Raw genomic sequence first — 23,052 nt, 5'->3', positions numbered from 1 at the left:
GGGAGAGTCAAGCGGGCCGAGAGTCAGGACGGCGTGCCGCCGACCGGCGCGGCAGCCTCCCAGGCGAACCCGTCCGGGTCGGTGAAGGCGTCGGCGGCGCTGCCGAGGACGATGCGGTGCGAGCCGGTGCCGTCGGCGGGGACGCCGAGGTCCTTGGCAAGGGCACGGCGCTTGTACAGCGCCAGGGTGACGGGGCTGGACTGACCGGGGGCGAACTCGGCGTACTTGCCACCGAAGCTCTTGGCCACGGTCAGGCCCCGGCCGACGTAGAGCTGCTTGGTGGCCTTCACGTCCTCGACGCCGATCAGCAGGACGACCTGGTCGATCTTGCGGGTGGCGGGGCCGGTGTCCTTCTTCGCCGAGGTCGCGATCTTCCAGATCGTCCCGTCCGGGGCCTGGACGACGCCGCTGTAGCCCCACAGCGACTTCGCGGCCGGCTTCAGCACCGTGGCGCCGGCGTCCACGGCGGCGCCGACGAAGCTGTCGACGGTGGTCGGCCCGGACACCGTGAGCGCCAGGGTGAAGCCGCGGAATCCGGTGGAGTGCGCCTGGGACGCCCGTAGGGACAGGTAGCTGTCCACGCCGAAGGCGCTGTAGAAGCGGCGGGCGGCCTCGAGGTCGGCCACCTCAAGGGTGACGGACGCGAGGGACGTGTGGGCTGCGGTGGAAGCGGTGGTTGCCATGACCATCACGCTAGGGGCTGCGTGGCAGTCGGGGCTTCTCGATTCCTGACCGGTCTTGAGAGTCGCTTCGCCACACACGGCGGCATCCTCACCATCGCGGTTGCCGACCAGCGCGGGCGGTCACGGGACCGGCGGGGCAGGCTCGATCAGGGTCTGGATGCCGATCCGCCCGAGCGGCCGGACCCCTTGGGCGGACACGAGGACCTGGCCGTCGGCCACAATGGTGCGCGACTGCCTTCAGCTTGAGGGGGAGTCAGCCGCAGCAGCTGGGCACCTTGTTGGTGAGCAGACACGTCAGGACCGGTGCAGTCATTCGACGGCGCAGGTGGCCCTCCGCTTCCCGTCTGTCGACCAGCGCCTGTCCGACGGCACCCCGGTGCGCGGCGTGCCGAGCCACTGGCGGTGGTCGGCGAGCCACGTGGTGCACAGTTCGTTCGCCTGGCGGTGCAGGGCCGCCGAGCCCGGGGAAGTACTGCCGCCGGTCAGTTGGAACGTGGCGTAGACCTTGCCCTCGTACGCGCCCGTGCAGGGCACTGGCAGCACCAAGGGGCTCGTCTTGTAGTCCGGGTCGGTCGTGCGGTTGTAGCACTCTCCGATCTCGAGGGTGCTGAGCTCCGATCCGCCACTGCCGATCAGCTGCGCTCCGGTGAGCAGCAGGTAGCCGACCCAGACCGGGGGGAGTACCAGTGCCGGCACGGCCAGCGCCGTAGCGCGCAGGCGCCTGCGGTCTCGGGTCCACAGTGCGGCCGCTCCGAATCCGATCGCCGCCACACTGATCAGCGGCATCGACCAGCTGAGGAGGGCGAACAGCGCAGAGAGCAGCGCCGCTTGGTTCCATTTCGGGTCGACCGCCCCCCGTGCCGTCCTCGGCCTGTAGCCGGGCCGGGGCAGCTTCCCCGCAAGGGGTAGGACCTTGGCGGATCTGACGTGAGGCGCGGGCTTCGAGCCCTTGTCGGTCGGCAAGCGGACTCCCCCGAGTACACGGACCGGGCGGCCTCGAACTGCCGCACGAATATGACCGATTATCAACTCCGCTGTACCGCAGGGGAAGTCATGGCACCGGTGCTCGGCACGACTGGCGGCTTTCACGGAACTCGCGCCAGAGTCAGCGGTTGCGCTCTGCGCTGTACTGGGAGGACAGCGTAGGAGCCAGGTCGTCGAACGCAGAAAGCCCTGACCGCGAGGACGGCGGCCAGGGCGAAGTCCCGAGCCAGTACGGCTTCGTTGCTTGGCCCATGTTCGTGCCGTACCGGCGGACGCGCAGACATTTCACCGGGGCGGCGGGCGCTGAGGCTCCGTCACAGTGCCATCGGGCGGTAGCTCAATCCCGTGTCGACGAACTGGCCGACGTGGCATCTCGCAATTAATGTCATATTGACGATAACTGGATCTGGCGGCTACCGTTCCGGGCATGACAGTGAAAGTGCTCCTGACGCGAGACAGCGTGTGCATGGGGGACGACTGCGATGCGCCGCACCAGCAGGACGCCACCTTCGACGGCGCTACCACCCTGGGCGATTTCGTGAACCGGGTAGCCGGCTACCCTCTCCGCATGCGCGGCGCCCGCTGGGTGATGTTCCTTGGCTGGAACCGCGCCGAGGGCTCCCCGATCGCCGAGATCTCGCCGGAGTGGGCGAGCCCTCGCTTCATGGCCGGGGCCGACCCTCTGCTCCCCCTGGCCTCCCTCGCCGCTACCGACGGCGACCTGAGCTTCTTCTTCCAGTACCACTCCGGCGGTGTCCCGCTGGCGGGGCCACCCGATCCCGACCCCACCGCCCTCGATCCGCTCGCAAGCCGGCTGGCCCTATGGCTCGCCGAGCGTCGTTGAGACCTACCTGCGACTGTGCAACCGTTAGGCGAACCGGCCGCCGCACGACCCTGCCGGGGGCCAACCTGCAGGTGCGGCCGGTAGTTTGGGCTTGACCTGGTCCGACCGGACGGGACCTTGTTGGTTGCCGAGCCAACTCAAGAACAGCCGCGGCCAGGGGTGTTCACGAGTGAGGCCGGCCTGCGGCAAGGCATCGTGTTGAAGATCGCTTCCCGGAGAAAGCCGGTCGTGGCGGGTGGTATCAGCTCGATAGGGTCATGTGTCGACTGATCGAACATGGGATACGGGGGCGGAGATGGCGGGAATCCGGGTCGTGGTCTGTCTGCCCGCGGCTGCGAGAGAAGATCTGGGCACGGCGCTCGGGCAGGCGATGGCGCCGTTCGAGATGTTCGCCAACCCCCAGTGGCGGTTCATCTGGGACTCGTGGACCGTCCGCGGAGGCAGCGACGGCAGCGGGTTCTCGGTGCTGCCCGGTTTCCAGGACAGCTCCCAACTGATCCACGATGACCCTCGCTACGACGGCACGCCGCTGCCGAGTCAGGCGGGGATGTGCGCCGGCGGTCCTCGGGGGATGCTCGACATGACCGACTTCCGTGCGCTCTCGAAGACGATGGCCACTGTCCGTGCCGGGGCGGGCGGGCCCTGGGATCTGTGGCACCGCCTCGCCCCCGAACACCCGCCGTTGCTGCCGTGGTCGACGTTCCAGGCCCGTCACCTCGACGACCCCCAGGGCTATCCGGCGGAACGAGTACTGGCCGACTACACGGCTCAACCGCTTCTGCAGGCGTTCGCCGCGGATCCGCTCAGTCAGATCCCGGGCCACCGGGAGATCCTGTGGTTGCGCAACCAGGTCGGCCTTGTCGGGGCGCTCGACGGTGAGCGCTCGGACTTCGAACGCCGGATGGTCTCCCATGTCTATCAGCCCGACATTCTCACCCTCGACGGCTGGTGGATCGAGGACGGGACCATGCCCATCCACGGCCTCTGCGAGGACGAGGACACCTGCCCGCACATGAGGGACGGGTGGCACCGCCAGCAGGACATCGGCGGATACCTGGACGCGCTGGCCGACGACGTCCTGCTGATCAAGCTCAGGTGCCACGGATGACCGCGGGCTGGCCGGGAGTGCGTGAGCAGGTCCTGGCCCTGGGGGAGGCGCCGTTCCCGGAGAAGGTCTTCGGTGCCGAACGGGGGTTCGGGCATGAGTTCCGGTTGGAGCCTCCTCTCAGCGAGGCCGAGGTGGCAACGGCCGAGGAACAGCTCGGCCTCTCCTTCCCTCCGGCCTACCGCACCTTCCTTCTCGAGGTGGGTGCGGGCGGGGCCGGACCGCACTACGGGCTCTTCTCCCTGCGCCACGACGAGCGCGGGTGGCACTGGGCCGAACGAGTACGGGCTTCGCGCTGACAACGCCCTCTTGGACCGCCCGTTCCCGTCCGTGGAAGAGCGGGCCCGCTGGGAAGAGGAGTACGACGCCCGCGAACCCGATCGGGAGAGCTTTGATGGGGCCCGTTGAAAATCCCCACCCCTCATGTATGGGACAGACCTGCTCACTCAAACTCCCCACCTGCGATAGGGAGTGGGCATGGCCTTTGCGGCCGGCAGCGGCACTTGGCGGGCAAATGCGGTAGCTGAGCAGGTGAGGTTGGTCAGTGATAGTTGGCGAGAACCGACTGAGACGGGCTGCGGAAGGTGATGCTTTCCCTGGTGAACGGCCTGTTCCGTCCGAATTCGACGATGTGGGCCAAGAGGTCGCAGCCGAGCCCCCGCTCTCGCATCGCTCCCGGGCGGGCAGTCCGCGGTCGGACATCCAGCCGGTCAGTGCAAAGGTGGCTGTGGCAGTCCCGCGCGGGCCCGCCAGAACGAGGGGTCGTGCGGGCGCTTAGTCCAGCTGAGCACACGGCCAGCTGCGGCTTCGAAGGATGCGGCCAGCGATGCGCCGTCCACGACCTTCAGATCCACGGGGTCGATGTAGTGGGTGTTGTGGTTGACATCGCACCAGCAGGCAACGCTGACAGCTGCGGTCACGCTGAGCCCGTCACACGTCCACGAGACATCCAGCTCCAGCTCCAACCAGTCGGACGAGCCGTCGTACAGACCGACAGCGGTCAATAGGACAACCATGGCCCCAGTGGCAGCGGAGGGCAGGGGGGCGGGCGAAGCAGCATGTTCCATGAACCAATCCCATGGCGGTCGCTTCCCCGCAGGACGCACGGAGTCCACCGATCGCGCCGCCTGTCGCATGCGCTCCACATCGACAGTCGCAAGATCACGAAAGAGCCCCGTCAACGGCACATCACTGAACGCGCCACTCTCCACCTTTGCCATGCCCTCGATCCTTCGTGATCACGGTTAGGCAAGGCAAGCCCTGTGGGACTCCTGCCGACTACGAGATTCAGGGCGGATCGCTGCCAATGCTCCAGGGCCACCCCTGCGCGTCCCGATTCGGGTAACGCAGGGTGACGCCATCTCGTTGGTCGCCCTGCCGACCACCCCCGAGGCCGCCCGGCCCGTCATCCACCCCGCACGAGACCCGCCTACGACACACCCTCGCCGCGTAAGAACGAGTGTCCGAGATCACGGGAAACCCTTCACCAGCAGGCGCCAGCCCTCCATGGCACCTGGGACCAGCGCGTCCAGGCCGCCGCCGAGCAAAACTGCGAACCCCACGAGACCGAGCTCTGCGGTGGCTGTGGCATACCCATCAACCGATGCGGGACCCACCCGGCCCACGCCTGCGTCACCTGCCGAAACCGGTACGGCAGCTGCTGAGCATCCGGACCAAGCGACACTGCCTCGCATCCAGCTGACAATGCATCACCCGAATGCCCAACGGCGATCACGAATTGTCCGTCACCGCCAATTTCGCGGATCATCACCAACCGCCCTGATCCGGCGGCGGCGCTCGGCAACGAGGTCTGCGAGCAGTACCTCACCACCGGCCTCGAGGTGGCCTCGCTGCTCGGCGAGCTGGACGCCTGCGCCTGAACCCGCCCAGTACGGCGGGGCGTTCAGCGGCGGCCCAGCACCTCGGCGAGGCGGCTCACCCCGTCCTCTCCGTGCCCGAGCGCGATGGTCCGGCGGACCAGACCCTCGGCCGCGCGCATCACCCCGGAGTCGATGCCGTGCGACTCGGCGGTGTGCACGACGTGGGCCATGGTGGAGACCCCCGAGGTGAGCGGGTTGATCGCGCCTGAGTAGCTGCCGCTGTCGAAGTCCTCGGCGAACTCCGCGAACAGCGGGGGCAGGATCGCGCCGATCCCCTGGGCGAACGGCACCAGCTCCCGTCCGCTGATGCCCTCCGCCTTGGCCAGCGCCAGGGCGTGCACGTACCCGGCCATCGCCGTCCAGAAAATGTCCAGCAGCGCGATGTCGAAGCCGGCCGCCCGGCCGATCTCCTCGCCGAGGTGGGTGTGGGTACCGCCGAGCACCGCCAGCACCGGCGCGTACCGCTCGTAGAGGTCAGCCGGCCCGCTGTGGATGAAGACCGCCTCCGGCGTGCCGATGCTCGGGGCCGGCGTCATGATGGCGCCGTCCAGGTACTCGACGCCGAGTTCCGCCGCCCAGGCGGCCGTGGAGCGGGCCCGGTCCGGCGAGTCGGCGGTCAGGTTGACCACCGCCCGGCCCTTGAGCGCGGCCTCGACCTCCTCGCGGCGCAGCACGGCGTCCGAGGCGTCATAGTTCACCACGCAGATGACGGTCAGTTCGCTCGCGGCCACGGCTTCCTCTGCCGTGGTTGCGCTCACCGCGCCCCGGGCGACCGGCTCGGCGTCCCGGCCCGGGGTGCGGTTCCAGACCGTGGTGCGGACGCCGGCGTCCGCGAAGGCACTTGCCAGGGCGCGGCCCATCGGCCCGAGGCCGAGCACGGTGACGGTGGGCTGGGTGTGGTTGGTGGGCATACTTCATCTCCTGTAGACATGGTGGTGGACAACGATGGTGCTGGGGAGAAGAGATGACGCGCAGTCAGGCCGTGAACCCGAACGTGTGCGGGGTGACCGCAGCGATCGCCGTGATCGACGGCAAGTGGAAGACGTCGCTGCTCTGGCTGCTGGAGGCCGGCCCGCACCGCCCCGCCGAACTCCGCCGACGGCTGCCCGGCCTCAGTGAGAAGGTCCTCACCCAGGCCCTGCGCGAGATGGAGTCCGACGGCCTGGTGCACCGTGAGGTGCACGACGTCCTTCCGCTGAAGACGGTCTACTCGCTGACCGACTTCGCCCGCCGCCTCTCCGAGGCCCTCGGCCCAGTCTCCGACCTGGGCCACGAACGCCTCGACCGGATGGCGGCCGAGCAGGCCGGGCAGGTCGAACTGTCGGCCTCCTGACCTGCTGTCATCTCCCTTCGCCCTTCTGGGTATCAGTCTCGTCGCACCCGCACGCCCTGCCCAGTACGCACAAAAAGGTGGCTACTGGGCAGGGACACGATGGTCACCAGGTGACGGGCAGAGCCGCCGACATGATGGCCATCCGGCCAGACACCCAATCGGCCGATACTTCTCTGCTCCAACAGCCCCTCCCACGGGGCCATCCCCGCGCGTGCGGGGGCCCGACTCTGGGTCGTCAACGGGGCTCTTGTACTCCAAGGGAGCATCCCCGCTGCGCGAGGCTGCCCCCTTCTTCCTCAACGGCGCGACCCCCGCGGCATATCAGCCCGCACGCGCGCGGATGCTCCCTCGTCCCGGAGCCGCAGGCGCAGCTGTCGATCACTGCGAGTGTCACCGTGTCCGGCGCAGATCCTGCGGGACCTGGCCGCCGTGCTGGGCCGCACGCCGGAGGAGCTGGCGATCGAGTACGCCGCTGGCCTTCTGCCGATCCCCGCCGAACCGTTGGCGGATTGATCCCTGCTCGACGGCCCACCGGACCTGGAGGCCGAGGTGGACCAGTGGTTGTACGATCGGAGCGCCCGATGAGCCCCACCGCCCCGCCCTACCGGACGAGACGCCGTCAGCCCGCGCGACGGTTCAGTACCAACGGACCGGCACACGCCGCCAGAGCGGACCGGTCCAGCCAGCCGCGCACAGCCCGCGCCGGACCCCGACCCGCACCGTGCGCAGGATCATCAAGGTCCGCGTCCTCCGCCGCTGGGGACCGGCCCGCATCGCCTTCCTCCTGGGACTGAACCCGGCCACCGTTCACCGAAACGTTCTGGGCAGCCCTGCACGGACTGGCCACCCTCACCTGAGCAGAACGGCTCCGATATGACGCGCAGGCAACTCACGGACGAGCAGCGGAGTTTGATCGAGCCCTGTCTGCCGATCGGCAGGTTCGGGCCCTACCCCCAACGGCTCCGTGACCAGTTCGAGGGGGCGATCTGGCGGTTCCGTTCCAGCGCCCAGTGGCGGGAGATGCCTGACGAGTTCGGCCCCTGGTCCACGGTCTTCGGCCGGTTCCGGGTCTGGCGGGAGGCCGGCGTGTTCAGCGCCCTGCTCGAAGGCCTCATCGCCGAGGCCGCCCGCGAAGGGAAGGCGGACCTCTCGCTGGTCAGCGTGGACTCCACAACCGTCCGCGCGCACCACGACAGTGCCGGGATGCTCGTGGACGAGGAGATCATGCAGGCCCTGGAGGAGGCCGCACGCGAGCAGGAGACGGCCCGACAAAAAGGGGGCGAGTCGCAGGAACAGAACGGACAAGACGAGCGCAGGCAGGTCCCTTGCGACGCAAGCTCCGTCTGAAGCAGGCCCTGCTCGAGGGTCACGGGGCGGGCTGACCAGCAGGGTCCATCTCGCCGCCGACCGCCGGTGCCGCCCGCTGGCGCTCGTCCTGACCGCGGGGCAGGCCGGTGACAGCCCGCAGTTCGTCCCCGTCCTCGCGAAGGTGCGCGTGCGTTCAAGAGCCGCGCCTACCTGCGCCGCCGCGGGATCCGCGGCACCATCCCCGACAAGGCCGACCAGGCACGCAACCGCCGAAAGCTCGGCTCCCGCGGCGGCCGACCGCCGCACTTCGACCCGGTCGACTACCGCGAGCGCCACGCAGTCGAGTGCGGGATCAACCGCCTCAAGAGACACCGCGCTGTGGCCACCCCCGTACGACAAACTCGCGGTCCGCTACGAGACGACTGTGCTCGTCGCAGCCATCAACGAATGGCTGAGACCAGCACGTGGCCACGTCTCAAGCCCACACCGCTTTGACCACGGCGTGACCTGCCGAAGCCGCCTGCCCATAGAACTCTTGGAGGTCCCGATGATGTTCGAGGTACTCCTGTCTGGCCCAGCCGACGTCACTGAACCTGGCACCGACAACGTTCCACAGCTCGTCGAAAGAGACAGTCGTAAGGAATCGCGCGGCCTGTGACACCCCGGTCGGCTCCAGAAGCATCAGCGGGGGATGGGAGGGGTCCGCATCGGCGCTGTGGGGCACAGGGCGGCCGCCGTAGATCGGCAGATTCCAGGACTCGTCGCCGTCTGCACAGAGGGCATCGGCGGCGGCGTAGAGGTCGTGGACAGCGTTCCAGCTCTTGTTGATCGAGTGGGCGATGCCCGCTGCGTACTCGGCTTCGTCGTTTTCCCAAGCTTCAGACATGAACGCAGCGAGCCAGGTGTGGTCGTCCCGGATCCCGGACTCAGCCACGGCACGAAGGTGCAGGTAGATGCTCACTAGGGCGAATCCCTCAACTCAAATGACCGCTTGTCAGGCCGAACGGACAGAACCTACTCGAAGACACGGACAGTCACGTGTCGGCGATATCGACTCGCGCGACCCGCGCAGGTCTTTCGAAACACGCCGTAGATCTCACCGAGGCGGAACGGATTCGGGGTAGCCGGGCGGTGTTCGGGCCCGGCCACCCCGAGCGGTCCACCACTACGGGGCGGTGGGCCAGGTGTAACTGGTCGGCGGGCGTGGTGGGTCTGCTGCTGGTCGCACATTGGTCCTCGGCCACCGCAGTCGCGCGGCCGGCGCCAGCTGACCGGTGAGCTGCTGCTGAATCGCGCGGCGTCGCTGTCTGGTTCAGGAGGCCGCGCGGTGCGTGGTCGGCCGGGTGGAGCGGAGGTCTTCGAGGAGTTCGGCTTGGCCGGCGATGACGCCGGACAGGATGCTGCGGGCGACCTTGAGGAGGTCGGCGACCTCGGGGCTGGTGAGGCTGTAGACGACGCTGACGCCTTCGCGGCGGGTGGCGACGAGTTTGGCGCGGCGCAGGACGGCGAGTTGCTGGGAGAGGTGGGCGGCTTCGACGCCGATCTCGGGCAGGAGTTCGGCGACGGCCTGCTCGCGTTCGCTGAGGAGTTCCAGGACGCGGATGCGGATCGGGTGGCCGAGGGTTTTGAAGAACTCCGCCTTGAGCTGGTAGAGCGGGGTGCTCACCGCGTTCGGTTCCCGGGGCGGAGCGGTGGGTTGGACGTTGTCGCCCGCGGGTGCGGGCTGCGGAGTGTCGACGTTCACCGTGCCACCGTCTCGGTCGCCCTCATGAGGTCTGAGGTCTCAGAAGATTATCAATTGTTGACTTTAGCAATCACGCCGGACGGCTATCGACGCTCACGCGGACCGGTTCGAGCAGGTCGCGGCCAACGCGGCGTCCAGGTCCGGGTGCAGGCGCAAGCGGGCCGGGCAGGCGCCGCCGGTCAGCAGCGCGGCCGGCTGGCCCGTGAGGCCGCAGACGGCGAGCGGGGTGCGGTCGGCCGGCAGGGTCGCGGCAGCTGCTGCGATCGCGCGCTCGCCATCGGCGCTGATGCCGCGCAGGGTGGTCAGGTCCAGGACGAGGGCGCCCGTCGAGCGGGCGCACGCCCAGGCGAACGCCCCGTGGAAGCGGTGGACGACCCGCTCGCCCAGGAAGCCCGACAGGGACAGCACGCCGGTGCCGCCGTGCTCCTCGAAGTGCCATTGCATGGTCATCGCCGCCCTGTCACGCCGGGTACCGGGGGCCCGGCGTGACGTCGGGCGCGAGCGGGGCGAGCGGGGAGATGAGGATGCCCGAGCCGCGGGCGGGGTCCGTGCCCGCCGGGAGCAGAGCGGCGCCGCACAGTGCCGCACTCCTGGCGTGGCACGACGGGCGACCCGGTACCGCGACTCGCAGAGATACGCATCCCCATCTCCTTCCATCCCTCGCAGTTGCCAATGTTAGCAACTGCTAAGGTCCGTAGACAGCGGCCGCCCCGGAAGCCGACGCCGGGGCGGCCGTTCTTGTGACCAGCCCGGCGGGGACGAACAGGAGCCTGTGAGTGATGAGCGAGGAGACCGAGGACGCGCTGCGAGCCCGGACGGACAGGCTGACCTGGGCCCTCGCCGAGGCAAGTGAACAGCAGGACGCCTGGCTGGTCGCCCTGTACTCGGTGGATCTCGACGATGCCGAGCGCCTGTGCCGAGCCCGCGGGATCGACCCGGTGAAGGAGCCCAGGCAGGAGGACGACAGGTGAACCACCTGCCCGTGCCTCAGCTGGCCGCCCTGCCCGAACAGGAGGCACTGGCCCTGCTCGGCTCGGTGACAGCCGGCAGCCTCCTGCGCCCCGCCAAGGGCCTGCCTGCCGTGCGGGTGCTGGGACACCTGCTCGACGACCGGCGGCTGATCGTGCGGGTGCGGGTACTGCAGGGCCGGCCCGGCCGCCACGACTACCCCGCCCGTCTCACCTACCTGACCGAGCAGATCGACGCGGAGACCCTCACCGGCTGGATCGTCATCGCCACCGGACCCGCCGAGCAGATCACCGACCCCGCCGAGCAGGCCCGCTACCGCGTGCCGATGCGCGCCTGGCCCGACGACCGCAACGAGCACCTGCTGCGGATGCGACCCGACCTCGTCAGCGGCCACCGCCTGACCCGCGACCACCGATGACAAGCGGCTGGTTCGAGCGGCTGCGGCCCGCCTACAGCCTGCGGGCCCACGTCCACCCGAGCACCGCCCGCACATTGATCGGCGCGATGCTCACCGCCCCGGGACGGCTGGTCGTCACCTCGCACGCCATCGACCCGGACACCGGGCTGCAGTCCATCACCATCGACACCGACGGGCCGCTGACCCACCATCAGGTCAAGGCCCTGCTGCGGGACCGCTTCGGCCCGGACCTGATCCACCTAGCCGACCCCGCCCTGACCACCGCCGCGACCGGCAAGATCACCCAGCGACTGTGCGTGCCGACCACCGAGGCCCGCGACCTCGCACTCCTGGACCATGACGCCGACCACCGCGTCATCACCCACCTCCTGCTGGACCCGGACGGCATCGACACCTACACCGGCCGGCGCAGACGCGTCGCCCTGCTCTCCAACGCCACCGCCGTCCACGACTTCGGCTCGCTGCCCGCACCGATGGTGCTGCCCGCACTGGAGTCCACCGCCGTCCACCTGCGTGCCACTGGACGCCGCCAGGCCCGAGGCGCTCGCCGCCACCGCCAGGGCGCTCGCGCCCGGCTTCGCCGCGATCTGCCTCACCCACACCCACCCCGCCCACACCGCCGCGGTCCGCGCAGCCCTCGCCGGCAGCGCCACCCCGGTCGTGGACACTGCCAGCGCGCACGCCACCGCCACCCTCGCCGCCGCACTCAATGCCCTCACCCGCCGACGCCGACCCCCGGAGCAGGCGGTGGTCGCCCTGGTAGGGGCCCACTTCAATGGTGACCTCGTCGGCCTGCTCCACGACAGCGGGGTTGGCGAACTCATCCTCTACGCCCCGACCACGCCGCAGGCCGACGACCTCACGGGCGCCGCCGACCTGCTCATCGACCTGACCGGCACGATGCCCGCACCATCGGACGGCACTCCGGTGCTGCGGGCCTGCCCGCAGGACCCGCCGCCGCTGCACACCACCGACCGCCATCCCCATCCGCTGCACGTCCTGCCCACCCTGGTCGCCGCAGCCGCCCGCGGCACCCGCCCCACCACACAGGTCCTGCTGGCCACCGCCCGCGCGCTGGCCGCCCTCGCCGAGGATCACCAGCTCCTGCCCCCGGCTGGCCGGCCCGGCCTGACTCAGGGCCTGACCGCCGCGCTCGCAGCCGCCGACGCTCCCGGCCCCTGAGTACTTGACGCTGAGACGGGCGAGGACGCCCACCTGCTGCTGCGCTGCGTGAATCGCTACCTGCCCGCGCTCGGCGACGGCGAACAGGTGCAGCTCCTGCGCCAGATCTTCCCGTAGAACTACTGGAGCGACGCCGGAGCGACTGCACTGGCAGGACGCCGACCGCGCCGGCCATCCGCCGTTGCCGTCGTCTCGCCCTACGACGTGAGCGCCCGCGACGCGCACCGCGGCCAGACCCGAGGCATCGAGTGGCCGGGCAGCCCACAGTGGCATGGTCCGTGGCGCGGGGGCTTTGGCTTGCATCCAGGCTGACCAGCCGTCAGCTGCCCTATCGGGACCGGGAGTCGAGCTGTCGCCCATCAAGCCCGCTGAACAGCGGCCCCGGGCCGGCTCAGCCGGCCAGATTGCGGCTCACTCGTTGGAGTGAGCGTCCCACTCGGGGCCGGGGAACTGCGGAAGGCTGTGCCCGTACCGACAACCCAGGGAGTCTGGCATGACGTACCCCACTGAGTACAAGTACACCAAGGACCACGAGTGGCTCCTGGTCGACGGCAAGACGGCCTCGGTCGGTCTGACGGACTTCGCGCAGAAGCAGCTCGGCGACATCGTCTTCGTGGAGGTGGCGACGAAGGAGGGCACCCAGCTCGATGCTGAGGAGCCCTTCGGCAGCGTGGAGTCGGTCAAGGCGGTGTCCGAGTTTTTCTCACCGGTCTCCGGCAAGGTCGTCGCGATCAACACGCTGCTCAGCGACGAGCCGGACGCCATCAACACGGACCCTCACAGCACCTGGATCATCAAGATCGAAATGTCCGACGTCAAGCAGCTGGACGGGCTGCTCACCGCCGCCCAGTACGAGCAGTTCATCACCGCCGAGGATTAGGGGCTGTCAGGCAAGGCCGCATCCACGAGAGCTGGGCCGGCCGCTCATCGCGGCCACGTATGAGGGGTGTGGCCGGCGCAAGTTCTGCGGCCGGGTGCTCTTCCTCCTCACTTCCCCGATCCGCCCCGCCAACGGCCTCTGATTCCCGGCCCATTGGATTCCTGACCTGGGCGAACACGCAGTTGAGGTTCAGACAGCAGGTACTCACTGCTCCCACCGGACGGTGAGTTCTGACGTTCTGGTCGCGCTGTTGCTGCGATCGGTGCACAAGGGACTGGGAACTCAGTTGTCGTGGCCGCCTCGGGCGTCCCACAATCGCCGCGTGAACGATCTTCCGCGAACGGACTTCTCGGTCAAACCCACACTCGCAGGGGAGAAGGTGTTGTTGCGCTCCTTCCTCCTGGAGGAGGATGCTCCCGCTCTTCGCTGGTTGCTCCAGGATCCGGAGGTGGGCCGCCTGACCGGCAGTGTCCACGAACCGGGAGATCCTGAGCCGTGGGACGAAGCCGCCGAGGAACGGATGCGCGCGTGGTACGGCACCCGTCACGAGCAGACGGACCGGCTGGACCTCGCTGTGGTCGACCTGACGACAGGCGACTGCGTGGGCGAGGCGGTGCTCAACGAATGGGACAGCGGCAACCGCAGCTGCAGCTTCCGGATAGCACTGACCTCAGCCGGACAGGACCGTGGGCTGGGTACCGAGGCACTGAGGCTGATCGTCGGCCACGGCTTCGAGCGGCTCGGCCTGCACCGGATCTCGCTGCAGGTGCTCGCTTTCAACCCGCGAGCCCGCCGTGCCTACGAAAAGGCGGGCTTCGTCGTGGAGGGGATCCAGCGCGATGCCGTGCTGTATGACGGCGCGTGGGTGGACTACGTCATGATGTCCGTCCTTGCTCCCGAGTGGAAGCACCACCAGGGCCACCCCGAAGCTACCTGCTGATCACGCCCCATCGGGCTGGATCAGAGGTGCTCAGGCGGGGCAACGTGCCAAGGATGTCGCGGGCGGTGTCGTTGGGCAGGCGGAGGGCACCTGCGATGTCGGCCAGGGCCCGGTGGCGTCCGCCGTCGGCGAGCAGTCGCAGGACGGCGGCGGCCCGGGTGAGCGGGGGGATCGGGCGGGGCATCGCACCTCCGCCCGGAAGCCGATGCCGCTGGCCGTGGGCGGGGGTGGCCCGGCCCGGGTCCGGGCTGGCAGTTCACGGTCGGAGCTGCGGGGTCGGTGGGTGGTGCGAAGGACCGGTCAGTGGCGGTTGCCGAGGGCGAAGAGGAGGATCACGAAGCCGGCGAACAGGTGGGTGCCGGCAATGTAGATGCAGGCCCGGACGATCATGGCTTTGCGCTTGGACTTCTCGTCGCGGATGGCGTCGCTCACAGCTGCTGCTCCTGGTCGTCGTTTGCGGGCCGCCGGGTCGACGACCCGTGGTGGGCTGGGGTTGCCGTGGTCGTCGTGGAGGGTGGTCTCGAAGTGCAAGGGGTTGGTCATTTGGGTCGGCGGCTCTACGAGGCGGTGACGGGCAGGACCACGCGGATGGTCTTGCCCGGGCCGGTGTCGGCGAGGTTGACGATCAGGTGGCCGTCGAAGTCGCGGACGAGGTCGTCGATGACCCGCAGGCCACCGCTGGCGGGCAGGGTGCCGGGTACCCACGGGTGGGTGTCGGCGACCGCGACCTGGAGGTTTCCGCCGCCGAAGTCGAGGATCAGTTCGGTGTTCGGGGAATTGCCGGCCGCGTGCCGTACGCAGTTGACGGCCAGCTCGGTGACGATCAGCAGGGCGGCGTCCAGCACGACGGCGTTCGGTGCCACACCCCATACGGTGAAGCAGGTCTTCGTCGCCCCTCGGAACAGTGAGACCGCGGCGGGCCGGTTCGCGGCGATCAGGTTGTAGTGCCTGCCCGCGGGCACGGAGGCCGGGGCGGGCGGCGGGTTCTGGGGCCGTTTGTGGCGGCGGCTCCAGCCGCCGCTCACCGGACGCTCCCGGCAGTGAGGTCCTTCGAGGAGTGTGGCTTCATTCGGCGGGTCCGTTCAGGGCGCCGGTGGTGTGCAGGTACTTGCGGGCGTACGCGATGGCCTCCGGTGTCGCGGCGAACACCCGGCCCTCGTCCCGTAGTTCGGTCAGCACGCCGAGGGCGTCCAGGGTCTTGAGGTGTTCGTCCTGCACGCCCGACACCAGCACCAGGACGTGATGGCGGCGCAGTTTGGCGATGACGTCGCCCAGGACCAGGGCGCCGGTGGCGTCGATGGCGCTGACCCGGGAGAGGCGCAGGACGACGACCTTGACGTCGGTGGTTTCGGCGAGCTGGAGCAGGAAGCGGTGGGCGGCGGCGAAGAACAGCGGCCCGTCGATCCGGTAGGCCGCGATGTGCTCGGCGAGCAGCGCCTGTTCCTCCTCGTGGTGATCGGCGGGTGCCAGGCCTTCGTGGAGCGGCACTTGCTCGAGGGTGGCGGCGCGGGCGACCTGACGTAGCGCCAGGACGCTCGCGACGACCAGGCCGACGATGACGGCGGTCACCAGGTCGAAGGCCAGCGTCGCACTCGCGGTCAGCACGAGGATGGCAGCCTCGCCGCGGCCGCTGCGGGCCAGCGCCCGCAGCGAGGCGACCTCGACCATGCGGATCGCGGTGGCGATCAGTACGCCGGCCAGCGCCGCGAGGGGGATGCCGGAGACCAGGGGGGCGGCGGCGAAGACCACCAGCGCGAGGACGGCGGCGTGCACCAGGGCGGCGAGGCGGGAGGCGGCGCCGGAGCGGACGTTGACGGCGGTACGGGCGATCGCGCCGGTCGCGGCGACGCCGCCGAACAGCGGGGCGACGATGTTGGCCAGGCCCTGCCCGAACAGTTCGCGGTCGCTGTCGTGCCGCTCGGAGACGCTCATCGCGTCCGCGGCGGTCGCGGACATCAGCGACTCGAGCGCGGCCAGCGCGGCGACGGCCAGCGCCGCCGTAGCCAGGTGGGGTACGGCGCCGACGTCGAGGAAGCCGAGGGAGGGCAGCGGCAACCCGGCGGGCAGGTGCCCGATCGTCGCAACGTCCAGGTGCGCGAAGGTCGCCACCAGCGTCGCGGCGACCACCGCCAGCAGCGAGAACGGAACCCCCGGACGCAGTCGGGCGCCGACCAGCATCACCAGGGCCACCCCGGCGGCCAGCAGCAGAGCCCAGACATCCGGGTCGCCAACGAAGTCGGCGGTCGCCTGAACAGCGGCGACCACCACGCTCGAAGCCTCGCCCGGCGGCACGCCCAGGGCGGCGGGGACCTGCTGCAGGCCGATCACACCGGCGATGCCGACGGTGAAACCCTCCACCACCGGGGCCGGCACATAGGCCATGAACCGGCCCGCCCCGCCCAGCGCGAGGGCGATCAGCAGCAGCCCGGCGAGCAGACCCACCGTCAGCACCCCGGAGGCGCCGAACTCGTGGACGATCGGCACCAGCACCACGGTCATCGCGCCGGTCGGCCCGCTCACCTGAAAGTTCGAGCCGCCGAACACCGCGGCCAGCGCGCCGGCGATGACGGCGGTGGCCAGGCCCGCTTCGGCCCCGGCACCGGAGGCGACCCCGAAACCGAGTGCGAGCGGCAGCGCGACGACCGCCACCGTCAGCCCGGCGATCAGATCCTTACGCGGGGAGCGGCCCATCGAGGCGAGCGCCATCCGGTCGGGCAGCACCGCCCGCACCCGGGCCCGGACCCGGCCGAGCGGGCCGGGCGGTGCGGCGGTCGCGCTCATGCGCTGCTCGCCCTGGCATTGCGCTCGCGCAGCTCGGCGAGTAGTTCGCCCTGATCGGTGATCATCTCCGTCAGGATGCGGCGCGCGGTCCGGAGCAGTTCGGCCACGTCAGGGGTACTGAGGGCGTAGACGACCGTGTTGCCCTCGCGGGTGGCGGTGACCATCTGGGTACGGCGGAGCACGGCGAGCTGCTGGGAGAGGCTGGAGGGTTCGATCTCGATCTCGGCGAGCAGGTCGCGTACCGGGCGCGGGCCGTCCTGCAGGATCTCCAGGACCCGGATGCGGGCGGGGTGCCCGAGGGTGCGGAAGAACTCCGCCTTCGCCTGGTAGAGCGGTGTGGCCATCAGCTCTCGCCGTCCTCTTCCTGCGTCTCGTGCGGCAGCTGCACGCCGTGGTGGGCGGCGAGCCGCAGCACCCCGCGTACGCCTGCATGCCGTCCTCGTCACCTGCCGCCCTCGCCAGGGCGAGCTCCTCGCGCGCCTGGTCAAGCTGCGCGTGCAGCTCCTGGCCGAACATCTCGCTCACAGTCGTCCTCCCCGTGCCGTCGCCTCCCGGCCCCGGCCGCACCGCTCAACGTGGTTACGAAAGAAGCATCTATGAATGTGAAGAGTTCTTCAAGTTCCAGTCATTGCAAGCCATGATCGGTCCGCATTCATCCGGTTCCGGTCAGTACCGCGCATCCTTCGGATCACCGACGACCGGGTCCGTAACCTCCAGATCACATGCGGCTGCGGGCGCCCACCAGCTCCGGCAGCCCGGCCAGCACCGCCAACGGCTCCGGAGGAACTGCCACGTGTTGAGCATCGAAACCGCCCTCAAGGAGGCGCTGGCCATCGACGGCGCGATCGGCGCGGCCATCGTCGACGCCGAGAGCGGCATGACCCTGGGCACCCTCGGCGGTGCCAACCTCGACCTCCCGCTCGCGGCGGCCGGCAGCACCGACATCGTCCGCGCCACCCGGCGCAGCCTGGACCTGCTCGGCCTGCACGACCAGGGCCTCGAAGACACCCTGACCACCCTGACCAGCCAGTACCACCTCATCCGCCCGCTCACCCGCCCCGGCGGAAACGGACTGTTCCTCTACCTGATCCTGGACCGCGCCCGCGCCAACCTCGCCATGGCACGCCACCACGCACGCCGCATCGAAACCGAACTCGAGATGTGACGACGCCTGCGGTCCGCGCCGGGCGCGACCCGGGCTGGCCAGCCAAGTGGAGCTCCGCCTCCCAGCGCAGGGCCACGCGAGCCGCCCACCGACCACGCGCGGTGGCAGCGAACCGGCATGGGCCAGGCCGCCACCGCTCAGGAGTGAACAACATGCCCGGTTACCACGCCCCTTTGCCCGCCGACAGACCTTCCTCCGTCCGTCGGCGCCTGATGCTCGGTGGCGCAGTGGCGCTCGCGCTGGCACCGGTACTGGGCGACCTGCCAGCCGCCGCCCCTGGTCGGCGCCGTACAGCCGAGCCGCCTACGTCGGCAGCCCCGTCCCCGGCCGGCGCACCACTCACCCCGGCCCAGGTCCTGCAGACCCTGCACGAGGGCAACGCGCGCTGGATTGCAGGAAACTCGACACATCCCCACCAGAGTGTGGCCCGGAGAACGGAGGTCGCCACGAAGCAGCGCCCCCTGGCCACCGTGTTCAGCTGTATCGACTCCCGCGTACCACCGGAACTGCTCTTCGACGTCGGCCTCGGAGACCTGTTCGTGGTGCGCACAGCCGGCCAGACCAACGACGACCTGATCGAGGGAGCCTCTGACTACGGCTCAGAGGAAGCCCAGACACCGCTGATCCTGGTCCTGGGCCACCAACGCTGCGGCGCGGTGACCACCACGGTCCGGGCCCTCAACAACGGCTCGACCGTCCCCGGACGGCTCCAGAAAATCGTCGACGCCCTCACCCCCGCCTACCACGCAGCGAAGAACCTGCCCGGCGACCAAATCGACAACACCGTGCGCGAGCAGACCAAACTCGTAGTCGCCCAGCTCCGGCAGGACCCACTTCTGAGCGGCGTCGGCGACGGCACCCAGATCGTCGGCGCCTACTACTCCCTCGACACCGGCACCGTCGACATCACCATCGCCTGACAGTCCCGCCCATACCTGCCGGTTCGTCAGGTTGTGCTGGGGTGGGGGCTGTCGGGGGCGCTCGAGGGTGCCACCGGCCGGGGCAGGCAGGTCGGGGTCGAGGTCGGTCCGGCCGTGGCGGTGGCGCACGGGTCGGGGTACATCGGCCCGACCAGCGAGATACGGCTGATCCGGTAGCGGTCCTGGCCGTACCAGCCGTGGAAGTGGACGGTCACCACATGGACGTTGCCGACGGCGACGGTCGTCCGCAGCCCGGTCCAGTCCGGCCCGTTGGCCCAGAGCTGCACCTCTCCGCTGCCGGTACCGGTGCCGGTGACGCGCACGAAGGCGTACGCGCCGGACACGTACGCCGAGAAGTCGTAGCTGGTGCCGGCCACGACCGAGACCTTCTGGGAGCAGCCCGCGTAGTCGTGTCCACCGGGGTGGCCCTCGACGGCCGCGCCGAGCGGGCCGCCGCCGTGGGCGGATGAGCGCATGACGTCTCCGATGTGCGGGTGTCCGGGCGGTGCGAGAAGCCGACGGACGGTCAGGGACCGTACGTGCGCGAGCAGCTGGGGGTGGGCGAGGGGGATGCCGGAGGCGGGCCGGGCTCGCCACAGGGGCTCGGGGGGACGCCGGGGCCGCTGAGGGAGACCCATCGCACACTGTAGGGCGCCTGCTCGTACCAGCCGTGGAAGTACACGGTCAGTTCGGTGGTGTCCGCGCCGGTGGTGACCTGCACCGTCAGGTCGTTCCAGTCGCCCTGGTTCGACCAGGTGGCGACGGACTCGGTGCCGGTGCCGGAGACGCCCGCGAACACGTACGGGCCGCGCACCGAGGCGGCCAGCATGTAGCGGGAGATGCTGCCGCTCGACTACCAGGCGTTCAACCGCTTCTACCACGGCGGCAAGGTGCACGCACAGGACGTCGAAGGGCTACGTAGCTGCCTCGCCGAAGGCCGACGCCAGGGTCGGCCGATGGCGGCGTTGCAGGCACTGCTGGCACGGCTCGACGCCCGCGAGGCAGCGGTCCTGGCACAGGGGTAGGGCGGGGACTCACACCCGGCCGTCGGCCGGGAAGTGACGTGCGATGAACTCGTTGCGGAACTTCCCGGCCGGGTCGAGCTGAGCCAGCAGACCCTCGAAGTCGCCGTAGCGGCGGTAGAGTTCGCGGATCTCCTGCGGGGCGGTGCTGAACACTTTGCCCCAGTGCGGCCGCGCGCCGAAGGGTGCCAGTGCCTGCTCGATCGCCCGGACGGCATCCGCGACGGCCGCCGGGGCGGGGTGCCAGGTGAAGTGGAAGGCGACGGTGTCCCGCTCGAAGGCCGGGCTGAGCCAGAGACCGTCGGCCGCGACCGTGCGGATCTCGCTGATCTGCAGTGCGGGCGCAATCCGGTCCCGGATCGCGTCCAGGGCGTCGAAAGCGGCGACGGCGTCGGCGCGGGCGACGAAGTACTCGGACTGGAGCTCGTCGCCGCTGCTCGGGGTGAAGTCGAGCCGGAAGTGCGGGAGTCGGTCGTACCAGGGGCCGGGGACACCGAGCTGTTCGGTGCAGGGCTCGGCCGGTATTCCCGGTACGGGGTGGCGCGGGCCGTCCGCGAGCGTGGCGCCGTACCAGTGCGGCGCAGCGTCCTGGCCGTCGGACCGCTTGACCCAGACCTGGTTGATCCGGTCACCGCGCCAGTCGGTGAAGAGGCTGACGCTGTACGCTGCCGCCGTCAACTCGTCGAAGTGTTCGCGCAGTTCGGCGACCGGCAGGTCCTCGTAGACCCACTGGCGGAGCTCGAACGCGGGCACCAGGTCCAGGGTCAGCCGGGTGACCGCGCCGAGGGCGCCGAGCGCCACCACCGAGCCGGGGAAGCGGGGGTCGTCGCGCCCGATGGTGAGCAACTCGCCGTCGGCCTGGACGAGTTCGAGCGAGCGGACGGCGGTGGCCAGGTTGCCGTTGCGGTTGCCCGAGCCGTGGGTGCCGGTGGCGCAGGCGCCTGCGACCGAGATGTGCGGCAGTGACCCGAGGTTGTGCAGGGCGAAGCCCGCCTGGTGCAGGGTGCCGGTGAGTTCACCGAATCGCAGGCCCGCACCGACGGTGACGGTGGCGGCCCGTTCGTCCAGTTCCATCGTGCGCGGCAGGCGGGCGAGGGAGACCAGGTCGTCCCAGGTGTCGGCGATGGTGTTGAAGGAGTGGCCGGTGCCGAGCACCCGGAGCGAGCGGCTCTTGGCGGTGATCTCCTGCAATTCGACGACGGATGCGGGCTGGTGGAACCGTTCGGCGTTGAAGGTGATGTTCCCGGCCCAGTTGGTCGTGGCCACGGTCATGGGTACCTGCTCCTCGGGTGGGGGATCGTCGTCATGCGGGATGCGCTTCCGGCGGCCGATCCAGAGGGCCGGTCGCCGGATGCCAACTGGTCGGTCGTGTCGGCCTACTGGACGAGTTCCCATTCCCTGGGTGTCCGGGTTCGACGCGGCGCCGGGCTTCTCCAGGACGACGTCGGGAACGTCTCCGTTGCCGAGGTTCGCGTCGTTGGCCCTGCTCCCGGTGCCGATCACCTGGTCGGTCTTGCGGTTCACCAGCTGATAATAGGCGCCGTCCGAGTGGCCGAGGTCGATGTCGGCGAAGGCGAGCGTCGAGGTGCCCTGGTTGCGGAGGATCGAGATGCGGCCGGTGCCCTCGACGTACTGCAGGTTGCGGCTGTAACCGGGGCCCAGGATGGTCTGGTACTCCTTCCACACGCCGTCGCTGCGTCCGCTCTCGTTGACCCAGATGTTGCCGCTGCCGGCGGCGTTGTGGACCAGGCGCCCGCCGGGAAGCTTGATGACGACCGGGCTGCCGCCCGTAGCGAGTGGGCGGGAGCCGGTGTCGACCGGCAACGAGGTGACGGCGTCGCCGGTGGGCGATCCGGTGAAGAACGTCAGCGGGTCGTCGGCGATCCGGAACCTGGTGTTGGCTCTGCCGCCCCAATACTCGTACGGGAGCAGCCACTTGCCGCCCGTCGTGCGGACGACGTTGGCCATGCCCGGCCGTCCGCCGCCGATCTCCGTATTGCCCCCGCCCATGTTCTGGGTCAGCTCGACGTAGTAGCAGACGAGCATTCCCTTATGGACCATCAGGTACGGCTCCCAGAGGGGATCCACCTGCCGGTTGGTGTTCGCGCCCGCGATGTTCTGCCCGAGCGCGCCCGCGCTGCCGCCCTGCCAGCCGCCGGTCGCGATGACGTTGACGACCTTCCACGTACCGGGGGTCGTTGGAGAGGTAGGCCGGGGCCTTGTGGACGGGGAGCGTCTCGCCGTCGGCGCTTCAGGCTGCCGGCACGACCGTGGCCTTCTCGAACGACGCGACGGGCCGGCCGCTCGGCAGCTGGCCGACCGGCGGACGCTCGCGGCGCAGTCCGCCCAGCTTCGGCACATCGGCCCGTTCCTCACCATGAGCCCGAGGACTTCGAGCGCGCCCTGGCGGTGCTGTGCCGCCGCGATGGCTGTACGAAGGTGACCATTGTCGGCGGGGCCGGTGACCTGGCCGCAGACGTGCTGGCCACCACCCCGACCGGCAAGCGGATCCTCATCCAGGCCAAGCGGTACGGGTCGCGCACCTTCGTGGGCTCCCAGGACGTCCAGAAGGTCAACGGCACCTACCGCGACGTCCACCGCTGCGACCTGGCCGTCGTCGTCACCGCCAGAAAGCCGCCCTGGAGCTGACAATGACGATGCTGCCGTAACGCGTCAGCCGAACAGCAGCGCCTCGATCTCGTCGTACCTTCCGGGATCCGCTTGACGCCACCCCGTGCTCAGGGATGGACAGATCTGCTTGCCCCCACCCTCCGTACGCCTGCCGCGCTGCTGGGTCCAACGGTGAGGCCGGCCCCGAGGTCTTGGAGCCCCGGCCGCGATCGAGGATGTCCTCGCCTGGCGTGAGGCGGAGGCGTCTGTAGAAGAATGTGGTC

Annotated in this window: 29 protein-coding genes and 3 pseudogenes; 17 read left to right on the top strand and 15 right to left on the bottom strand. The window is 69.9% G+C overall.

Translation table 11 applies throughout. The features are described from left to right. Window positions 1-23 precede the first annotated feature (23 nt). Window positions 24-683: a hypothetical protein gene (locus tag ASC99_RS22430; protein ID WP_063857155.1), complete on the bottom strand. Its 660-nt coding sequence runs from the start codon at window positions 681-683 to the stop codon at window positions 24-26. Window positions 684-992: 309 nt separating this feature from the next. Next, entirely contained in the window at window positions 993-1,646 is a 654-nt protein-coding gene (locus ASC99_RS22425; protein ID WP_157531688.1) for a hypothetical protein, read from the bottom strand. A 448-nt stretch (window positions 1,647-2,094) separates the two neighbouring features. On the opposite strand from ASC99_RS22425, the gene ASC99_RS22420 reads away from it, so the two are divergent. From ASC99_RS22420 to ASC99_RS22410, 3 genes are all read left to right on the top strand, one after another. Further along, a complete protein-coding gene (locus ASC99_RS22420; RefSeq protein ID WP_157531687.1) occupies window positions 2,095-2,511 on the top strand; it encodes a hypothetical protein in 417 nt (138 codons plus the stop codon). Between the two features lie 295 nt (window positions 2,512-2,806). Then, a complete protein-coding gene (locus tag ASC99_RS22415) occupies window positions 2,807-3,619 on the top strand; it encodes a hypothetical protein (RefSeq protein WP_057234863.1) in 813 nt (270 codons plus the stop codon). Continuing rightward, window positions 3,616-3,915: an SMI1/KNR4 family protein gene (locus ASC99_RS22410; protein WP_057234861.1), complete on the top strand. Its 300-nt coding sequence runs from the start codon at window positions 3,616-3,618 to the stop codon at window positions 3,913-3,915. The genes ASC99_RS22415 and ASC99_RS22410 overlap by 4 nt, the downstream gene beginning before the upstream one ends. Window positions 3,916-4,326: 411 nt before the next feature. Here ASC99_RS22410 and ASC99_RS22405 read toward each other — a convergent pair whose 3' ends face one another. Both ASC99_RS22405 and ASC99_RS22400 read right to left on the bottom strand, forming a co-directional pair. After that, entirely contained in the window at window positions 4,327-4,836 is a 510-nt protein-coding gene (locus ASC99_RS22405; protein ID WP_057234859.1) for a hypothetical protein, read from the bottom strand. A gap of 683 nt (window positions 4,837-5,519) precedes the next feature. After that, on the bottom strand, window positions 5,520-6,407 hold the full coding sequence (locus ASC99_RS22400; RefSeq protein ID WP_057234857.1) for an NAD(P)-dependent oxidoreductase: 888 nt from the start codon (window positions 6,405-6,407) through the stop codon (window positions 5,520-5,522). Between the two features lie 53 nt (window positions 6,408-6,460). On the opposite strand from ASC99_RS22400, the gene ASC99_RS22395 reads away from it, so the two are divergent. The 4 genes and pseudogenes from ASC99_RS22395 to ASC99_RS37540 form a co-directional block, all read left to right on the top strand. After that, the gene (locus tag ASC99_RS22395; protein WP_057234855.1) at window positions 6,461-6,829 is read left to right on the top strand and encodes a helix-turn-helix domain-containing protein; all 369 of its coding nucleotides are present in this window, start codon (window positions 6,461-6,463) and stop codon (window positions 6,827-6,829) included. 387 nt (window positions 6,830-7,216) lie between these two features. Continuing rightward, on the top strand, window positions 7,217-7,342 hold the full coding sequence (locus ASC99_RS41750) for a hypothetical protein (RefSeq protein WP_255359267.1): 126 nt from the start codon (window positions 7,217-7,219) through the stop codon (window positions 7,340-7,342). A 146-nt stretch (window positions 7,343-7,488) separates the two neighbouring features. Next, window positions 7,489-7,643, top strand: a pseudogene (locus ASC99_RS38810) (IS481 family transposase); the annotation flags it as partial. Window positions 7,644-7,702: 59 nt separating this feature from the next. Then, window positions 7,703-8,539 (top strand): annotated as a pseudogene (locus ASC99_RS37540) (IS5 family transposase); the annotation flags it as partial. A 73-nt stretch (window positions 8,540-8,612) separates the two neighbouring features. Here ASC99_RS37540 and ASC99_RS22385 read toward each other — a convergent pair. The 3 genes from ASC99_RS22385 to ASC99_RS22375 all read right to left on the bottom strand — a co-directional run bounded on the left by ASC99_RS22385 (window position 8,613) and on the right by ASC99_RS22375 (window position 10,331). Continuing rightward, window positions 8,613-9,098: a DUF1877 family protein gene (locus ASC99_RS22385; protein WP_057234851.1), complete on the bottom strand. Its 486-nt coding sequence runs from the start codon at window positions 9,096-9,098 to the stop codon at window positions 8,613-8,615. Window positions 9,099-9,449: 351 nt separating this feature from the next. After that, window positions 9,450-9,803, bottom strand: coding sequence for a helix-turn-helix transcriptional regulator (locus ASC99_RS22380; RefSeq protein WP_057235154.1), 354 nt, complete (start codon window positions 9,801-9,803; stop codon window positions 9,450-9,452). A 171-nt stretch (window positions 9,804-9,974) separates the two neighbouring features. After that, window positions 9,975-10,331, bottom strand: coding sequence for a hypothetical protein (locus ASC99_RS22375; protein ID WP_057234848.1), 357 nt, complete (start codon window positions 10,329-10,331; stop codon window positions 9,975-9,977). A 329-nt stretch (window positions 10,332-10,660) separates the two neighbouring features. Here ASC99_RS22375 and ASC99_RS39475 point away from each other — a divergent pair, with 329 nt between their 5' ends. The 6 genes from ASC99_RS39475 (at window position 10,661) to ASC99_RS22345 (ending at window position 14,270) form a co-directional block, all read left to right on the top strand. Beyond that, on the top strand, window positions 10,661-10,852 hold the full coding sequence (locus ASC99_RS39475) for a hypothetical protein (protein WP_162257910.1): 192 nt from the start codon (window positions 10,661-10,663) through the stop codon (window positions 10,850-10,852). After that, on the top strand, window positions 10,849-11,268 hold the full coding sequence (locus ASC99_RS22365) for a pyridoxamine 5'-phosphate oxidase family protein (protein WP_057234844.1): 420 nt from the start codon (window positions 10,849-10,851) through the stop codon (window positions 11,266-11,268). Before ASC99_RS39475 ends, ASC99_RS22365 begins: the two co-directional genes overlap by 4 nt. Beyond that, window positions 11,265-12,050 carry a hypothetical protein gene (locus ASC99_RS38805; protein WP_157531686.1) on the top strand — a complete coding sequence of 262 codons (786 nt, stop codon included), beginning with the start codon at window positions 11,265-11,267 and terminating at the stop codon, window positions 12,048-12,050. Before ASC99_RS22365 ends, ASC99_RS38805 begins: the two co-directional genes overlap by 4 nt. Next, entirely contained in the window at window positions 12,016-12,450 is a 435-nt protein-coding gene (locus tag ASC99_RS22355) for a hypothetical protein (RefSeq protein WP_157531685.1), read from the top strand. The genes ASC99_RS38805 and ASC99_RS22355 overlap by 35 nt, the downstream gene beginning before the upstream one ends. A gap of 493 nt (window positions 12,451-12,943) precedes the next feature. Next, window positions 12,944-13,330: a glycine cleavage system protein GcvH gene (gene gcvH / locus ASC99_RS22350; protein WP_057234838.1), complete on the top strand. Its 387-nt coding sequence runs from the start codon at window positions 12,944-12,946 to the stop codon at window positions 13,328-13,330. A gap of 322 nt (window positions 13,331-13,652) precedes the next feature. Beyond that, on the top strand, window positions 13,653-14,270 hold the full coding sequence (locus tag ASC99_RS22345) for a GNAT family N-acetyltransferase (RefSeq protein WP_057234835.1): 618 nt from the start codon (window positions 13,653-13,655) through the stop codon (window positions 14,268-14,270). Here the strand turns inward: ASC99_RS22345 and ASC99_RS22340 are convergent. The 5 genes from ASC99_RS22340 to ASC99_RS22325 form a co-directional block, all read right to left on the bottom strand. Continuing rightward, window positions 14,260-14,454 carry a helix-turn-helix domain-containing protein gene (locus ASC99_RS22340; RefSeq protein WP_057234833.1) on the bottom strand — a complete coding sequence of 65 codons (195 nt, stop codon included), beginning with the start codon at window positions 14,452-14,454 and terminating at the stop codon, window positions 14,260-14,262. The two genes, ASC99_RS22345 and ASC99_RS22340, sit on opposite strands and share 11 nt — an antisense overlap. A gap of 116 nt (window positions 14,455-14,570) precedes the next feature. Continuing rightward, window positions 14,571-14,813: a DUF6126 family protein gene (locus ASC99_RS38800; RefSeq protein WP_157531684.1), complete on the bottom strand. Its 243-nt coding sequence runs from the start codon at window positions 14,811-14,813 to the stop codon at window positions 14,571-14,573. A gap of 14 nt (window positions 14,814-14,827) precedes the next feature. Next, entirely contained in the window at window positions 14,828-15,295 is a 468-nt protein-coding gene (locus ASC99_RS22335) for an ATP-binding protein (protein WP_057234832.1), read from the bottom strand. Between the two features lie 40 nt (window positions 15,296-15,335). Next, window positions 15,336-17,051: a SulP family inorganic anion transporter gene (locus tag ASC99_RS22330; RefSeq protein WP_057234830.1), complete on the bottom strand. Its 1,716-nt coding sequence runs from the start codon at window positions 17,049-17,051 to the stop codon at window positions 15,336-15,338. After that, complete coding sequence (locus tag ASC99_RS22325) at window positions 17,048-17,395, bottom strand: helix-turn-helix transcriptional regulator (RefSeq protein ID WP_057234828.1); 348 nt, start codon at window positions 17,393-17,395, stop codon at window positions 17,048-17,050. Before ASC99_RS22325 ends, ASC99_RS22330 begins: the two co-directional genes overlap by 4 nt. A gap of 452 nt (window positions 17,396-17,847) precedes the next feature. Between ASC99_RS22325 and ASC99_RS22320 the strand changes: the two genes are divergently transcribed. Both ASC99_RS22320 and ASC99_RS40905 read left to right on the top strand, forming a co-directional pair. Continuing rightward, window positions 17,848-18,216, top strand: coding sequence for a hypothetical protein (locus ASC99_RS22320; protein WP_057235152.1), 369 nt, complete (start codon window positions 17,848-17,850; stop codon window positions 18,214-18,216). A 470-nt stretch (window positions 18,217-18,686) separates the two neighbouring features. After that, window positions 18,687-19,136: a carbonic anhydrase gene (locus tag ASC99_RS40905; protein ID WP_235502700.1), complete on the top strand. Its 450-nt coding sequence runs from the start codon at window positions 18,687-18,689 to the stop codon at window positions 19,134-19,136. A gap of 26 nt (window positions 19,137-19,162) precedes the next feature. Here the strand turns inward: ASC99_RS40905 and ASC99_RS22310 are convergent, their stop codons facing one another. Together ASC99_RS22310 and ASC99_RS39470 are read right to left on the bottom strand one after the other, a co-directional pair. Beyond that, window positions 19,163-19,612 carry a hypothetical protein gene (locus ASC99_RS22310; RefSeq protein ID WP_057234826.1) on the bottom strand — a complete coding sequence of 150 codons (450 nt, stop codon included), beginning with the start codon at window positions 19,610-19,612 and terminating at the stop codon, window positions 19,163-19,165. Between the two features lie 50 nt (window positions 19,613-19,662). Further along, window positions 19,663-19,965 carry a hypothetical protein gene (locus ASC99_RS39470; RefSeq protein WP_057234825.1) on the bottom strand — a complete coding sequence of 101 codons (303 nt, stop codon included), beginning with the start codon at window positions 19,963-19,965 and terminating at the stop codon, window positions 19,663-19,665. A gap of 10 nt (window positions 19,966-19,975) precedes the next feature. On the opposite strand from ASC99_RS39470, the gene ASC99_RS22300 reads away from it, so the two are divergent. Further along, window positions 19,976-20,161 carry a hypothetical protein gene (locus tag ASC99_RS22300; RefSeq protein ID WP_057234823.1) on the top strand — a complete coding sequence of 62 codons (186 nt, stop codon included), beginning with the start codon at window positions 19,976-19,978 and terminating at the stop codon, window positions 20,159-20,161. 9 nt (window positions 20,162-20,170) lie between these two features. Here ASC99_RS22300 and ASC99_RS22295 read toward each other — a convergent pair whose 3' ends face one another. Then, entirely contained in the window at window positions 20,171-21,430 is a 1,260-nt protein-coding gene (locus tag ASC99_RS22295; protein ID WP_057235148.1) for an FAD-binding protein, read from the bottom strand. A 1,119-nt stretch (window positions 21,431-22,549) separates the two neighbouring features. On the opposite strand from ASC99_RS22295, the pseudogene ASC99_RS40900 reads away from it, so the two are divergent. Further along, window positions 22,550-22,807, top strand: a pseudogene (locus ASC99_RS40900) (restriction endonuclease); the annotation flags it as partial. Window positions 22,808-23,052 lie beyond the last annotated feature (245 nt).

It is taken from the genome of Kitasatospora sp. Root107, assembly GCF_001424875.1.
In the GTDB taxonomy this organism is placed as follows: Bacteria; Actinomycetota; Actinomycetes; order Streptomycetales; family Streptomycetaceae; genus Kitasatospora.
Note: the sequence above shows the minus strand (reverse complement) of the source record. Positions and strands in the feature narration are given on the sequence as shown.

Excerpts from the sequence above, each read along its gene's own strand:
- ASC99_RS22420 (WP_157531687.1), top strand. The coding sequence starts at position 2,095 with ATGACAGTGAAAGTGCTCCTGACGCGAGACAGCGTGTGCATGGGGGAC.
- ASC99_RS22295 (WP_057235148.1), bottom strand. The coding sequence starts at position 21,430 with ATGACCGTGGCCACGACCAACTGGGCCGGGAACATCACCTTCAACGCC.
- ASC99_RS38800 (WP_157531684.1), bottom strand. The coding sequence starts at position 14,813 with ATGACCAACCCCTTGCACTTCGAGACCACCCTCCACGACGACCACGGC.
- gcvH (WP_057234838.1), top strand. The coding sequence starts at position 12,944 with ATGACGTACCCCACTGAGTACAAGTACACCAAGGACCACGAGTGGCTC.
- ASC99_RS22405 (WP_057234859.1), bottom strand. The coding sequence starts at position 4,836 with ATGGCAAAGGTGGAGAGTGGCGCGTTCAGTGATGTGCCGTTGACGGGG.
- ASC99_RS39470 (WP_057234825.1), bottom strand. The coding sequence starts at position 19,965 with ATGCTGGCCGCCTCGGTGCGCGGCCCGTACGTGTTCGCGGGCGTCTCC.
- ASC99_RS38805 (WP_157531686.1), top strand. The coding sequence starts at position 11,265 with ATGACAAGCGGCTGGTTCGAGCGGCTGCGGCCCGCCTACAGCCTGCGG.
- ASC99_RS22330 (WP_057234830.1), bottom strand. The coding sequence starts at position 17,051 with ATGAGCGCGACCGCCGCACCGCCCGGCCCGCTCGGCCGGGTCCGGGCC.
- ASC99_RS22430 (WP_063857155.1), bottom strand. The coding sequence starts at position 683 with ATGGCAACCACCGCTTCCACCGCAGCCCACACGTCCCTCGCGTCCGTC.
- ASC99_RS22415 (WP_057234863.1), top strand. The coding sequence starts at position 2,807 with ATGGCGGGAATCCGGGTCGTGGTCTGTCTGCCCGCGGCTGCGAGAGAA.
- ASC99_RS22310 (WP_057234826.1), bottom strand. The coding sequence starts at position 19,612 with ATGCGCTCATCCGCCCACGGCGGCGGCCCGCTCGGCGCGGCCGTCGAG.
- ASC99_RS22375 (WP_057234848.1), bottom strand. The coding sequence starts at position 10,331 with ATGACCATGCAATGGCACTTCGAGGAGCACGGCGGCACCGGCGTGCTG.
- ASC99_RS39475 (WP_162257910.1), top strand. The coding sequence starts at position 10,661 with ATGAGCGAGGAGACCGAGGACGCGCTGCGAGCCCGGACGGACAGGCTG.
- ASC99_RS22300 (WP_057234823.1), top strand. The coding sequence starts at position 19,976 with ATGCTGCCGCTCGACTACCAGGCGTTCAACCGCTTCTACCACGGCGGC.
- ASC99_RS22395 (WP_057234855.1), top strand. The coding sequence starts at position 6,461 with ATGACGCGCAGTCAGGCCGTGAACCCGAACGTGTGCGGGGTGACCGCA.
- ASC99_RS22410 (WP_057234861.1), top strand. The coding sequence starts at position 3,616 with ATGACCGCGGGCTGGCCGGGAGTGCGTGAGCAGGTCCTGGCCCTGGGG.
- ASC99_RS22400 (WP_057234857.1), bottom strand. The coding sequence starts at position 6,407 with ATGCCCACCAACCACACCCAGCCCACCGTCACCGTGCTCGGCCTCGGG.
- ASC99_RS22325 (WP_057234828.1), bottom strand. The coding sequence starts at position 17,395 with ATGGCCACACCGCTCTACCAGGCGAAGGCGGAGTTCTTCCGCACCCTC.
- ASC99_RS22340 (WP_057234833.1), bottom strand. The coding sequence starts at position 14,454 with ATGCCCCGCCCGATCCCCCCGCTCACCCGGGCCGCCGCCGTCCTGCGA.